The organism is Streptomyces sp. NPDC055099, from assembly GCF_053607685.1.
This window is the reverse complement of record NZ_JBSGUA010000033.1, coordinates 26259-39987: the sequence shown is the minus strand read 5'-3', so window position 1 is coordinate 39987 and position 13729 is coordinate 26259. Positions and strand designations below refer to the sequence as shown.

General features: G+C 69.5%; 10 protein-coding genes. 5 read left to right on the top strand and 5 right to left on the bottom strand.

Translation table 11 applies throughout. The annotated features are described in order from the left end of the window. Nucleotides 1-60: 60 nt before the first annotated feature. Entirely contained in the window at nucleotides 61-1383 is a 1323-nt protein-coding gene (locus ACWFRU_RS40140) for an MFS transporter (RefSeq protein WP_453693457.1), read from the top strand. Between the two features lie 39 nt (nucleotides 1384-1422). On the opposite strand, the gene ACWFRU_RS40135 is transcribed toward ACWFRU_RS40140, so the two are convergent. From ACWFRU_RS40135 to ACWFRU_RS40125, 3 genes are all read right to left on the bottom strand, one after another. Further along, nucleotides 1423-3021, bottom strand: a complete 1599-nt coding sequence (locus ACWFRU_RS40135) for an amidase (protein WP_453693447.1) — start codon at nucleotides 3019-3021, stop codon at nucleotides 1423-1425. A gap of 101 nt (nucleotides 3022-3122) precedes the next feature. Continuing rightward, entirely contained in the window at nucleotides 3123-4079 is a 957-nt protein-coding gene (locus tag ACWFRU_RS40130; RefSeq protein ID WP_453693445.1) for an RNA-binding protein, read from the bottom strand. 69 nt (nucleotides 4080-4148) lie between these two features. After that, the gene (locus ACWFRU_RS40125; RefSeq protein ID WP_453693444.1) at nucleotides 4149-5078 is read right to left on the bottom strand and encodes a YwqG family protein; all 930 of its coding nucleotides are present in this window, start codon (nucleotides 5076-5078) and stop codon (nucleotides 4149-4151) included. 133 nt (nucleotides 5079-5211) lie between these two features. Between ACWFRU_RS40125 and ACWFRU_RS40120 the strand changes: the two genes are divergently transcribed. From ACWFRU_RS40120 to ACWFRU_RS40105, 4 genes are all read left to right on the top strand, one after another. Further along, entirely contained in the window at nucleotides 5212-7185 is a 1974-nt protein-coding gene (locus ACWFRU_RS40120; RefSeq protein WP_453693442.1) for an acyl-CoA dehydrogenase family protein, read from the top strand. A 127-nt stretch (nucleotides 7186-7312) separates the two neighbouring features. Next, on the top strand, nucleotides 7313-7624 hold the full coding sequence (locus ACWFRU_RS40115; RefSeq protein WP_453693440.1) for a CU044_2847 family protein: 312 nt from the start codon (nucleotides 7313-7315) through the stop codon (nucleotides 7622-7624). Further along, nucleotides 7621-8451, top strand: a complete 831-nt coding sequence (locus ACWFRU_RS40110) for a trypsin-like peptidase domain-containing protein (protein WP_453693438.1) — start codon at nucleotides 7621-7623, stop codon at nucleotides 8449-8451. The genes ACWFRU_RS40115 and ACWFRU_RS40110 overlap by 4 nt, the downstream gene beginning before the upstream one ends. An 875-nt stretch (nucleotides 8452-9326) precedes the next feature. After that, nucleotides 9327-12461: a BTAD domain-containing putative transcriptional regulator gene (locus tag ACWFRU_RS40105; RefSeq protein WP_453693455.1), complete on the top strand. Its 3135-nt coding sequence runs from the start codon at nucleotides 9327-9329 to the stop codon at nucleotides 12459-12461. Between the two features lie 46 nt (nucleotides 12462-12507). On the opposite strand, the gene ACWFRU_RS40100 is transcribed toward ACWFRU_RS40105, so the two are convergent. Both ACWFRU_RS40100 and ACWFRU_RS40095 read right to left on the bottom strand, forming a co-directional pair. After that, nucleotides 12508-13047: an SMI1/KNR4 family protein gene (locus ACWFRU_RS40100; protein WP_453693436.1), complete on the bottom strand. Its 540-nt coding sequence runs from the start codon at nucleotides 13045-13047 to the stop codon at nucleotides 12508-12510. A gap of 80 nt (nucleotides 13048-13127) precedes the next feature. Then, nucleotides 13128-13694 carry a TetR/AcrR family transcriptional regulator gene (locus ACWFRU_RS40095; protein ID WP_453693434.1) on the bottom strand — a complete coding sequence of 189 codons (567 nt, stop codon included), beginning with the start codon at nucleotides 13692-13694 and terminating at the stop codon, nucleotides 13128-13130. Nucleotides 13695-13729 lie beyond the last annotated feature (35 nt).

Sequence of the window (13729 nt, the reverse complement as noted above, 5' to 3'; positions counted from 1 at the left end):
ATTCTCTTCTCGCGCCGGGACCGAACGTCCCCGGCGCATGCGTGGCTGCTGCTGCGCTGCATGGCCATGCTGCAGTTCTTCATCGCGGTCGACGTGACCGTCGTCAACGTAGCCCTGCCCTCGATCGGCGCCGATTTCGGCGTCGACGGTCACGCACTGACCTGGGTCGTGGTCGGGTACACGATCACTGGTGGTGGGCTGCTGATGCTCGGCGGCCGACTGGGCGACGTACTCGGAAGGCGTCGCATTCTGCTGCTCGGCACGACGCTTTTCGGGGGCGCTTCGCTGTTGGCGGGGCTCGCGCCCTCCCTCCCTCTGCTCGTGACGGCACGGCTGCTGCAGGGAGTCGGCGAGGCGCTGGCGCTTCCGGCAGCGATGTCACTGATCGTCCTGCTGTTCCCCGAGGGACCGCGCAGGACCCGGGCGTTGAGCGTGTGGGCGGCCGTCGCCAGCTGTGGCCTCGTCCTTGGGTTCGCGCTTTCCGGCATCATCATCGAGCTGCTGGGCTGGCGATGGATCTTCCTGGTGTCCGTGCCTTTCGTCGCGGTCGTGGTCGCCGCGGTGCTCCTGCTCGTGCCAAGTGAACGACCTGCTGAGCCGTCACCAGTGGACCTTCTCGGTTCGCTCCTGCTGGTCGCAGCCCCGCTGCTCTTCACCCTTGGGGTGGTCGAGGCAGGAGAGGCGGACAGTACGCTGCCATGGCTGCCGCCGACGGCGCTGGTCGGTGCGGTGGCGGCCGGGGCCCTGTTCATCAGGACCGAGCGGCGGTCACGTAACCCGGTCGTTCCCCTGCGGGTCTTTCACAACCCGCCGCGCATCCGGGCCAACCTCGCCACCGCGCTGCTGAGCGCGGCCCTGTCCACCTCCTTCCTGCTGTTCACCTACTACCTGCAAGACCGCAGAGAAGCCGGCCCGCTCCAGGCAGGCCTGACCATGGTGCCGTTGGCGGTGTTCCTGATCGCGGCCTCGGTGCTGGTGCCTCGCCTGGTCCAACGGTGGGGCGCCCGGACCTGCGTCCTGGCGGGGATCGGCTTCACCGCGCTGGCGATGGCGGCCATCGCTCTGGTCTCCTGCCTCGGCACCGGCAGCCTGGCCCTGATCCCGGCGATGCTGCTCATCGCCGCCGGGATGGGCTTCGGGCTCGTGGGCCTGCAGTCCATCGCGGTGACCGGAGTCACCGAAGACGACGCGGGCATCGCCTCCGGTGTCCAACGAGCCGCCGATCAACTGGGCGGTGCCACCGGAATCGCCCTCTACGTAGGCGTCGGGTTCGCTCCCGCCCTGGACGGCACCGATCCGTTCCTCGCCAGCAGCTGCCTGGCCGTCGCCGGGCTCACCGCGGCCGGGGTCGTTGCGTGGAGGATTCCCGTGCCCGCCAAGTAGGCCCTGCCTCTTCCTCGGCGTCCCACTCTCCGTGCCATTTCACTTCTGCGCGCCACTGCCAGCCGTCGGCAGGTAGCGCGGTGCTCGCCAGGCCCTCAGACGGTCCTCCACCGCGGCCCCCAGCGACAGCAGCTTGGCGTCCTGGTGGTCGCCGGCCATCAGCAGCAGGCCGATCGGCAGTTCGTTCACGGACCCGGCGGGCACCGAGAGGGACGGGTATCCGGCGACGGCTGCCGGGGTGGAGGAGGGGATGACGTCGTTGTCGCCGCGCGCGCAGTCGGTGGTCCAGGCGGGCGGGTTCGTGGGCGCGGCGATGGCGTCCAGGCGGTGGGCGGACATGGTCTCGTCGATGGAGCGCCGGGAGAGGTCCTTCAGTTCGGCGCGCATCGCCCGGTACTTGGGATCGGTGGTGGGCGGCGAGGCGAGGGCCTGCTCGAACAGCTCCTGTCCGGCGAAGCAGGTCTGTTCCTCGGGGTGGGTGCGGTTGAACTCGATCAGCTCAGCGAGGTCACGTGGCCCCTTGGGCGTGCCGAGGTAGGCGTCGATGTCCCGGTGGAACTCGCTGAGCAGCGCCGGGAACTCGAGTTCGGCCAACCGAGCCTGGTACGGAGGTGTCACCTCGACCACCACGGCTCCGGCCTTGCGCAGCTTCTTCGCCGTACGGGTCATCACGGCGTCCACGTCCGGTCCCAGCGAGGGCAGGCGCCACAGGCCGATCCGCTTGCCGCGGAGGCTGGTCTCCCTCTGGTCCACTGTCGCGGTGCCGTCACCACGCGAGCCCTCACGCTCGCTGAGCACCGATAGCGTGAGCGCGGTGTCGATCACGTTGCGCGCCATGGGCCCTGCCGTGTCCTGCTCGGCGGAGATCGGCACCACGCCCGACTGGCTGACCAGGCCGAGACTGGGCTTGTGGCCGACGACACCGTTCATCCCGGCCGGGCACACGATGGAGCCGTCCGTCTCGGTGCCGATCGCCACCTGCGACAACGACGCGGCCAGCGCGGCGGCGGAGCCGGAGGACGATCCGCACGGATTGCGGTCGAGCACGTACGGGTTCTTGGTCTGGCCGCCCACCGCCGACCACCCCGATGTCGGCTTCGCGGCACGGAAGTTGGCCCATTCGGACAGGTTGGTCTTGCCGAGAATCACCGCCCCGGCCTTCCTCAACCGGGTCACCAGCGCGGCGTCGGTGGCGGGCGGGCTCCCGGCGAGCGCGAGCGACCCGGCCGTCGTCGGCATGTCACGGGTATTCACGTTGTCCTTGAGGAGGACGGGGATACCGTCCAACGGCCCCAGGGACTTTCCACGTCGGTGGCGTACGTCGCTGGCGGCCGCTTCACGCAGGGCCGTCGGGCTCGTGCGCAGCACCGAGTCGATCTTGGGATCGACGCGCGCGATGCGCCGCAGGTAGGCCTTGGTCAGTGTCGAGGAGGTCAGCGACCCCTCCCCCATGCGCGCCTGTAACTCCGGGATCGTGACGGTGTCCAGGTCGACCCCCGGAACGTGAGGCGACCCGGTCGGCGGTGATGAGCTCTCGGTGGAACGCGCGGCAGCCTGCGCACCCGCATGCGGTACGCCCGTCAGAAGGGACCCCGCGACAAGGGCGGCGGTCATTGCGGCAATGCTCCTCTTCCCCATGCGGGCCAGCGGACTACAGCAGCCGCGTCCGGCGCAAGAGTGCCGGGAGCTCAGGGGATACGTCGCGAGCTGAGAATGCGTAGCCGAACGAGTCCCCCAGCTCACCACGTGGCGCGCAGCACCCCATCGCTGTCGGGCAGGGCCGCGCAGAGCAGCGGATGATGCTCGTCGAGGTCCATGGGCAAGGCGCAGGCGGCACGCATGCCTGCGGTCAGGGCGGCGAGCTCCTCGTACTCACTCTCACTGTCATCGACGATCACGTGCCTGATCGTGCCGTCCTGCGCCTCCCAGACGAACACCACCGTTCCCTCCTCGGGCAGCGCCGCGAGAACCGCGCCGACATCGGGGTCCAGGTCGGGCCAGACGGTCAGCAGGGCGCGCGGGCCGAAACCGGCGCGCACCTCGTCGAGGTTGTCCGCCGTGAGGCGGTGCCAGCGTACGGCGTTGCGGACGAAGGCCTCCTCGAGGAGCAACGTCTGCCGTGCGGCCAACTCCGTACGCACACGCGCCCAGAAGCCCTCGTCGGCGGCCTCCGTCACCTCTTGTTCCTCGGGCTGTGCCGCGTAGGGCGAGGCCGTCATCGGCTCGGCGAAGAGACCGAGTTCCCGGGTACGGGCCACTGCGTCCGCGCAGGGCCGGTCGATGCCCACGTACACGTACTGATCCCACCCCACATGCACGGTGAACACGTCCCCCACCTCCAGCCGACACCATGCGCCCTGGTCGCGGAGCATGGCCCGGACCAGCTCCAGAGCGACCGGAAGGGAGACCTCGGCACCATCGTGATAGCCGGTGAGGTCGGGCGGAAAGAGCCCGGCGAGGCCGTGTCCCTCAACCGGCGGCTCCAGGCCGAAGTGAACGAAGCCGGTGACTGCGGGCTCGCGAATCTCCATCCGGTCGATGCCCGAGGCCTCCGCGAAGGCGCCGATCGCCGCCAGATACGCCGCCTCGACCGGCCCGTGGTCGCTGACCGTGTCCTGCGCACCGGTGTAATGACCGCACTCGTCACGGTCGGCGGGATCGTACTTGGTGATGCGGTGGACGAAGGCCGGCGGCACGCTGCTCCTTGGACGATGGGGGCATCCAGCCTAATGACGAACAGGGCCGTACGAACCGAACCGACCCAATCAGCTGCACTGCCAGGTGAACATCGCCCGGTCGAAGCGGCGCTCGGTCAGGTCCGTGGGACGGATGAGCCAATACAGTGTGCCTGCGTCGCCCCACATCATGGCGGCGTCGTCATCGCTGTCGAACTGGGCCAGCAGTACCCAGTCGCTGATCTCCTGATCGAGGACCCGGGCATCGCAGGTCGTTGCTGCCTCACCGAGGACCGCTTCCGCCACCTCGATCTCCACCGGGTTCTGCACCGCATGGGCATGACCGCCGACCTGGTGCCCCGCCGCTACGTCGAACTCCCACATCGCCTCGAGGAATTCCTGCGCGCACACAGGATGGTCGTAGCGGTTCCCCAGCGGGGCTCCGGGCGCGAAGGCGTCTCGGAGCCGAGGATGCCAGGGCTCGGCCGCGGTCAGGCCGGGGCGGGCGGCGAGCAGGACCTGCGGATACGGCCGCAAGCCCTGGGGCGCGGCACGCTCGACCGGCGTCTCGTCCGGTGATGTGTAGAGGACCCGCGCGCCCGCCCAGCTCTCGCGATCCTCCACGAAGACCATCGCGTCGCCGTCATCCACCTGTCCGTCAAAGTAGAAGAACGACAGGGTCCCTTCGGGCGGGAGATCTATGTCCAGCGCGGCGACGGGCAGCGCGCCGCAGTCCAGCGAGGCCACGAAGGAAAGGGGCCCATGTCCCTGCCAGGACGGCCATTCCACGTCGGGCGGGAGATGCGGCAGGCCGCCGAGTCGGCCCACAACGGTGTTGGCTTCCCCCGTCGCCGCATCCCCGGCCGTCGCTCCCCCAGCCGTCGCTCCCCCAGCCGTCGCTTCCTCTGCCGCTTCGAGCCGGACAGCCGGACGGAGCAGACCCACCCATCGCTCGGCGACGTCGGAGGACAGGTGCCCATGGGCGAGCGCACTCAGAGCCTCGAGCGAACCAAATGTCATACGCCCGATCATGCACCGCCCCACTGACACACCCACCCCTTCGGCAGCTTCGTACTTCGGGCGGCCTCACGGCGGCAGCGCAGATGGACCAGGCGACCGATTTGATCCGCTTACGCGCGGGTAGCAGGGCGACATGGTCACCGAAAGCTCTGCCTCCCCAAGCTCCGCCTCCCCCAGCGGTTACGCGCAGCCCACCATCGACATCCAGGCTCTCACCGAGCTGCTCGACGGTGAATACGCCGAGGTCCGCGATCTGGTGCGCACCAATCTGGCGACGTACGCGGGCGTACTCGACGACGCGGAGGAGCTCGGCTTCGACGAGTTCCGCGAGCGCGTGCGTGAGCTCGTCGTGGAGATGGCGGCGACGGGCCAGACGGGCATGGGCTTTCCGAAGGAGTACGGCGGGGGCGGCGACATCGGTGCGTCGATCGCCGCGTTCGAGACGCTCGCTTTCGGCGATCTGTCGGTGCTGGTGAAGGTCGGCGTGCAGTTCGGGCTCTTCGGCGGCGCGATCCTGCACCTGGGCACCAGGCGTCACCACGAGGCCTATCTGCCGCGTCTGATCACCGGGGAGCTGATGGGTTGCTTCGCGATGACCGAGACCGGGCACGGCTCCAACGTCCAGGCGCTTGGCACGGTGGCTCGGTACGACGCCGACAGCCAGGAGTTCGTCATCACCACCGGCGGGGACGAGGCCCGGAAGGACTACATCGGCAACGCGGCCCGGCACGCCGAGCTGGCGGTCGTCTTCGCCCAGCTGGAGGTGGACGGAAAGCGCGAGGGCGTGCACGCGTTCGTCGTGCCGGTCCGCGTCGACGGTGAGGTGGCGCCCGGCGTCCGGATCGAGGACGACGGCCGCAAGATGGGTCTCAACGGCGTGGACAATGGCCGCATCTGGTTCGACGGCGTCCGCGTGCCGCGCGAGGCGCTGCTCAACCAGTTCGCCGACGTCACTCCTGAGGGCGTCTACCAGAGCCCCATCGACAATCCCGACCGCCGCTTCTTCACCATGCTCGGCACGCTGGTTCAGGGGCGGGTCAGCGTCGGCGGCGGCGCCATCAACGCCGCCAAGGTCGCGTTGGCGATCGCCACCAAGTACGCCGTGCGCCGACGGCAGTTCCAGGCCGCCTCGGACACCGAGGAGCAGGTGCTCCTCGACTACGGCATGCACCAACGCCGGCTGCTCCCGCTCATCGCACGCACCTACGCGCTGCACTTCGCCCAGGACGTCGTGCGCACACAACTGCACGAAGTCTTCTCCGGGGGCAATGACGACGAACTCGCACGACGCGAACTGGAGGCACGGGCCGCGGGCACCAAGGCACTGGGCACCTGGCACGCCACCCGTACGATCCAGGAGTGCCGCGAGGCGTGCGGGGGCGCCGGCTACCTGGCCGTCAACCGCTTCGCCGCCCTGAAGGCCGACAGCGATGTCTTCGCGACGTTCGAGGGCGATAATCATGTGCTGCTCCAGCTGGTGGCGAAGGGCTTGCTCACCCACTACGCCAGCGAGTTCGAGAACCTGGACCAGCTCGGCATGGTCCGCTACGTCACCAACCTGGCCGTGGAAACGGTCATCGAGAAGACCTCGGCCCACAAACTGCTTGAGCGGGTACGCGACTTGCTGCCCGGCGGCGACGAGTGGGACCAGGAGGCGGGCCTGCTCGACTCGGAGTACCAACTGGCCATGCTGCGCTTCCGCGAGGAGCACATGCTCGCCGGCGTCGCACGCCGGCTCAAGCGCGGAATGGACCAGAAAACCCACCCCGGCGTCGTCTTCTCACAGGTGCAGGACCATGTGATCGCGGTGGCCCACGCCCACATGGAGCGGCTGGTGCTCGAAGCCTTCGTGGACAAGATGCGCCAACTGCCCGACGGCGACAACAAGGTCGCGCTGGGGCTGCTGTGCGACCTCTTCGCCCTCTCCACGATCGAGGCGGACCGCGCCTGGTTCATGGAACACGGCCGCCTGACGACACAGCGCTCCAAGGCGATCCGCCGCGAGGTGAACGACCTGTGCCGCAAGATCCGCCCCCTCGCAACCGACCTCGTCGACGCCTGGGGCATCCCGCCACAGCTGCTGCGGTCGCCTGATCTGGTGGGGTGAACCGGGCGCAGCCTCGGCAAACCCTTGCCGCTGTGTCGCCTCACGCGCTTTGATGGGGGAGATCGATCCGTCGGTGGGGTCGGTCAACTGCCGCACGGGGCAACGAAGTACGGGGGCGACGCAGTACATGAATCACGTCAGGGTGGAGACGGTGGCGCTCGATGCCGTCGGCAACAGGCAGATCGCCAGCCGGACCCGGACGACGTCGCCGCTCGCCGAGCGCTCGGCCGAGGTGGAGGAGGCGATCGTGCAGGCGTCGACGATCGCGCAGACAGCCCTGGCGCAGGCTCCCGCCCGGGACGGCTGGCAGGTCTCCTCCATGGAGGTCACCTTCGGCCTGACTCTCGCCGCCGAAGCCGGGGTCATCCTCTCCAAAGCGTCGGCGGAGGCGTCGTTCGAGGTCACCCTGACCGTGGAGCGGACCTCTGGTACCACATGACCGGCGCGACGGGGGCGGACTGCTGGGTCGATTTGTTTCAGGGACAACAACGCCTCGGCGGGGGCTTTCTGTTGACGCCCCGGTATGTCCTGACCGCGCTCCACTGTCTGCGAGGGCTGAGCACGCCCGATCGCAGCGTGCGCATCGTCCTGTCCGACGGCAGCCTGATCGAGGGGCAGGTGTGCCGGCAGGACGAGAGCGCCGACCTGGCGCTGATCGAGATCGGGGCACATCACTACGTACCTCTGACGATGATCAGGAAGGCCGGACGCGCCCTCATCGGCGGCCGCTGGGAAGGGCCCTACCGGCCCGCCCTGGACGAGGCGAAGTTGCGTGGCAACATTGACGCCCAGTCCCCCGACTACGCGTGCCAGGGCGGGGCAGCCATCGAGGCATTGCAATTGACGGTGGATCAGGTGCTGGGTGACTACTCGGGCTACTCCGGCGGGCCGGTGGAGAGCGCCTCCCAAGAACATGAGCCGATCGTCGTGGGCATCCTTCTGGAGCAGAGCCTCGACCGGGCGGACGGTCAGCGCGCAGCGAACGTCCTGTTTGCCGCGACCATCGCGGAAGCCGTCTCCCGCTTCGACCATCTGCAGCTGTCCCACCTCATCGACGTGCTCCGCCCGCCCGGCCCGCCGGGCGGGGAGCGGGTCGAGGCAGTAAGAGACGTCGCCGTCACCAACGGCGTCAAGGTTGAGGAGTGGTTTCACCGCCTCCAGCAGTGGGCCGAAGCGGGAGAGATGGACGCGTCCCAAATAGCCGAATTGAAGTTCATCGCGGCGCGACGCGCCATCGAGAACGACTTCGGAGGGGGCGGCGGATGAACTCATCCTGGCAGTCGGCCATTTCACGGGCAGAAAGCGCCCTGTCGGGAGGGACCGCGACCCTCACCGAGATCATCGGCGCGGTGACCGACCTGCGGAACGATCCTCGTGCGCTGTTCGCCCCGGGGGCGGGCAAGCACTTCGCGTACCTCTGCGTACTGCTTGACGCGCTGGGCCTTTGGGACCAGTCCTCGGCGCTGGTGGACCAGGTGTCGAACAGCGCCCTGCGGAATCCCGAGCTGCGGCGCCTGGACAGCGCCGTGCGCAACCAGCTCGCCGTCACCCTGGCGAACCGGGGAAAGCTGTCGGCGGCCTCGGTGTTGCTGGCCTTCGACCACGACCCGGGCTCGCGCGCGACCACCGGGATCGCAGCCGCTCGTACGCTCGCGAACCTGGCAGCGGTCAAAATACGCAAGGGTGATCACGAAGAGGCCATCGCCGCCGCCCGGCACGCGCTCGACACGGCAACCGCGGACGAGGGCCCCGAGGCCCAGCTCAACGTGCAGGTCCTGGCGCTCACCATCCTCATCGAGGGCGTACGACAGCAGGGAGCGATCGCCGATGCGGACGAACTACTCGCTGAACTGGAGTACGCGGTACGCCAGTTGGTGGGAGCCCTCGGCGAGAGCCATCCCCGATCACTGTCCGCCGTGGTGGCCCTGGCCTCGGCCGAATTCGAGTCGGCCCGCTCAGCCGGCGCACGGCAGCGCATGGAGCGGGCTGCAGACGTCCTTGCCGTCATGGCCCAGAAGACCTCGGCGACGCTCGGCACCCACCATCCGCAGTCACTGTCCTCCCTTCGCACCCTGACCGGCACAGAGTTCGAGGCGGCACAGGTTCTGGGCCCCGCGCAAAGGGCCGAGGACGCCAGGGCCATGGTCCGGGCCACCGACACGCTGACCGAACGCACTCAGACGACCCACGCCGTCGAACCGCGACAGGGCCTGCGCACCCCGCTCGCGCGCATCGTTGAACCGCGGGCCACCCCGCCGCCTGCGCCCGTCGTGCAGAAGCGTCCCATCCAGGTCGAACCGCCACAGGGGCACGAGCGCGGCCACCCCGCCGACACCGTGCGCTTCTCCGTGCTCGGCCCCGTACGGGCCTGGCGCGGCACGGAACAGCTGCCGACCGGCTCTCCACAGCAACGGGCTCTCTTGGCCGCGTTGTTGCTGCGCGACGGGCGAGTGGCGACCGCTTACGAACTCATCGACGCGATCTGGGGCGATTTTCCCCCTTCTCCGGCCCTGGCAGCAGTGCGCACGTATGCCTCACGCCTGCGCAAGGCCTTTCCTCCAGGGCTGCTCGCGAGCATCTCGGGAGGCTACTCGATCAGGCTTCCCGTTCCCGCCGACGCATTGGACCTCGCGGCGGCCGAGCAACTGTGGTCCGAAACCCAGAAGGCGCGCACGGCGGGTGAGCGCAGCAAGGCCCGATCGTTGCTGGACACCGCCTTGTCGCTGTGGGACGGCGAGCCGCTGGCCAATGTTCCTGGCCCCTACGCCGAGACACAGCGCACGCGCCTCGAGGAGTGGCGACTGCAGCTCCTCGAGACGCGCATGGACCTCGACCTCGAGCTCGGACACCACGGCGCAGTGGTCTCCGAGCTCACCGCCCTGACAGCGCAGCACCCCCTGCGGGAGCGGCTGCGGGAACTACTGATGCTGGCGCTCTACCGCGCCGGACGTCAGGCCGAAGCCCTCGCCGTGTACGCCGACACGCGGCGCCTGCTCACCAACGAACTGGGCATCGACCCGCGCCCCGAACTGAGCGAGCTGCAGATGCGCATCCTGCGGGCCGACACGGACCTGGCCCGACCTGCGGCGCCCGCGCGCGAGTACGCGGCGGTGAGGGTACGCCTGGAGCAACTCCCGGCTACTGTGCCTGACTTCACCGGAAAGGCCACCTTGGTTGCCGAGCTGAGCGAGGCGTTGTCCTCCACCGAACACCGCGGCATGACGGTGTCGGCCCTGGCCGGTATCGGCGGAGCAGGAAAGACGACGCTCGCGGTCCACGTGGCGCACGGACTCAGAGCCTCCTTCCCCGACGGCCAGCTCTTCGTGGACCTGCAGGGCAACGGAGCACGAGCGGCCGACCCCGAAGCGGTCCTGGGCACGTTTCTGCGCGCCCTTGGCACCCCCGACTCGGCGATCCCGGACACGCTGGAGGAACGCCAAGCCCTGTACCGCTCCACCCTCGCCGACCGCCGGATCCTGGTACTCCTGGACAACGCGCGGGACGTGGCCCAGGTCAGGCCACTACTGCCGGGCTTCGGCAAGTGTGCGGCGCTGATCACCTCACGCGTGCGCATGGTGGACCTGCCCGCGGCCCACCTGGTCGACCTGGATGTGATGTCCCCCGAGGAAGCGCTGCTGCTCTTCAAGAGGATCGTGGGCGCGGAGCGTGTGGCCCCCGAACGGCACGCGGCGCTCGATGTGGTCGCGGCGTGCGGGTTCCTGCCCCTGGCGATCAGGATCGCGGCCTCCCGCCTGGCCGCCCGCAGGACCTGGACCGTCTCCGTGCTCGCGGCGAAACTGGCGGACAAGCGGCGGCGGCTCGATGAGCTCCAGACCGGCGACCTCGCGGTCAAGGCGACCTTCGAACTGGACTACGGGGCGCTCGAGCCCGCGCAAGCGCGGGCCTTTCGGCTGTTGGGCCTGGCCGACGGCCCGGACATATCGCTGACCTCTGCGGCAGCAATGCTCGACCTGCCCCTGGAACCGACGGAAGACCTCCTGGAGTCGCTCGTCGACACGTCTCTGCTGGAATCGGCGGCACCCGGCCGCTACCGCTACCACGACCTCGTGCGGTTGTACGCCCGAGCGTGCGCGGAGCGCGACGAGCAGCCACCCAGCCAGCGGGCCGCGTCGCTCTCCCGGCTGCTCGAGTTCCACCTCGCGTCGGCGTCGCAGGCGTACGAACTGGCACACCCGGGTGACACCATGGTCGGATACTTCGCACCCACGCAGAACGCGGGCCTGAGCTTCGGTGACGATGCCGCCGCCCGTGCCTGGCTGCATGCCGAGTCCGACTGCGTCCTCGCCTGCGTCCAGCAGTCCCTGACGCCCGATTCCCTGGGCCGCAGCGTGGACCTGCTCCTCGCGGCCAAAGAGCTTGCCGAGCCGGGCGCCAACCCCGGGCTGTACGAATCCGTGGCTGCCGCCGCGTTTGCCGCTGCCCGCGACGCCGGGGACGCCCGGGCCGAAGGCAGAGCCAGAACGGCGCTGGCCGGTGTGCTGCTGCTGTCCGGGCGCCTGGAGGAGGCGGACGAGGAGGCACGGTGCGCCTTGCGGCTCGCCGAGGAGAGCGGCGACCCGCTGCCCCGATGCTGGGCCACCCACGACCTCGGGCTCATCGCGATGCACGCGGGTCGGCACGCCGATGCGGAGCGCTACCTGCGGCAGGCCATCGACACCTTCCGCGCGCTCGGAAACCGGGCCGGTGATGCCGAGGCCCTGGGCGATCTGGCCCGCGTTCACCTGGCCATGGGACGCTCCGCCGGCGCCGTCGAACTCGCTCGGCAAGCTCTCGCCATCCACGACGACATGGGGCTCAGAGTGCGGGCCGCCCACGTCCGTTACGTACTCGGCCTGGCCTACACCAGGACCGGACGGTATGACGACGCCACGTTCGAACTCCGGCTGGCCCTGGAGGTGTTCAGGGCCCAGCACGAGCAGACCTGGGAGGGGCAGACCCTCTTCCGGCTCGCCGAGGTGCACATCGCGAGGGGCCGCTTCGCGGACGCCGCGGCCGATGCGGAGCTGGCGCTCTCCCTCCTGACGGGACCCGGACGAGCCCGGCACCGCGCCGGCGTGCTCACGCTCCTGGGCCGCGCACTCAGCGGCATCGGGCACACAGACCGGGCCCGCGCCTGCTGGGAGGAGGCACTGACCCTGTTCGACCAGCTGGGCTCCGCGACGGCCGACGAGACGGTGGCATGGCGTCGGCAGGCGGCAAATCACCTGCACGGCGCGGGCACGACCAGATGGTCTGGCGGGCCCGAACAGCCATGACGGACTGCCCCGCCGCGTCCTGCCCCAGGGTTGCTCGAGCCGCCGCTCAGAGGATGTCGTCGTTGGATTCGAACTGGTGCTGCTGCGGGGGGAATTCGTCGAAGTAGACCGTGTCGGCTCCGCCGGTGAGCGCAAGGAGGAGGAACTGCGTGCAGGAGTGAGGGTGGTACTCCCATTCCGGGCCCCGGCCCTCGTTGAACAGGGTGGTCCACTCCTCCGGCTTCTGCCCCGGTCGGCACAGCCAGTACAGCATGGCGCCGCTGCCCTCGATGTAGGCCCAGGGCAGCACGTACGCCCCGTCGCCTGCCGTCAGTTGCTCGGGCTTGGGCTCGACCTCCCACAAGGTGGCGAGGATCTCCGCGCGCTCCTCGGCCTCCTCAAGGAGGTTGTAGCCCTTGTCGGGGCATTCGGGGTCCAGGAGCCAGATCTCCTCGTCGAAGATCCCGCCCCCGTATGCCTCGACGAGTTCCTTGTAGTCCGGTGGCAGGGCGGTACCGAGCTGCTGCTCCACGGCGGCCCAGTCCCGTGAGCGGCGAGGGCTCGGGGGCGGAACGAGTGCGGTGAGGCGTTCGACGGCGGGGTGCATCCGGGCTCCTGCGTGGGTGGGTTGAGGGTGGGTGCGGGCGAGCGGCGGGTGACGGTCGGTTGTGCGGGCGCGGGGTGCTCCTACTTGGCTTCGCTGCCCCGCGCCGTCGTCAGAAGCGCGCTCACCACCACCTCGAAGAGGTGCTCGGCGCTCGCCGCGAGCGAAGGCTGATCGCCGGTCCAGGCGAGCATGGCCACCAGCGCGAACAGGTCGTCGCCGTCGATGTCCTTCCGCGCCAGGCCCGCCGTCTGCGCACGGGTGAGGAGCCGCGCACCGGCCGCGCGCAGGGTCACGCACGAAGCGTGGAGTGCGGATTCGGGCTCCTCGATGGCAGCTGCCATCAGCACGGTCACGCCCCGGTACTCGGTCGTCCACGCGACGCAGTCGCGTAGCCAGGAGACGAGTGCCTCCTCGGGCGGACTCGACGTCTCGAGCGCGGACGCCTTCGCCGTCAGTTCGTCGAAGCTCGTACGGAGCAGGGCATCGAGCAGCGCCTCGCGCGTCGGGAAGTGCCGCAGCAGTGTCGCGAGCCCGACATCGGCCCGGCGCGCGATGTCACGCAGGGACACGTCGACGCCTTGCTCGGCGATTGCGGTGCCCGCTACGGCGAGCAGGTGGTCGCGGTTCTTCCTGGCGTCGGCCCGCATGGTTCCCCTTGACTATCCGGATCACTGGTCCATAT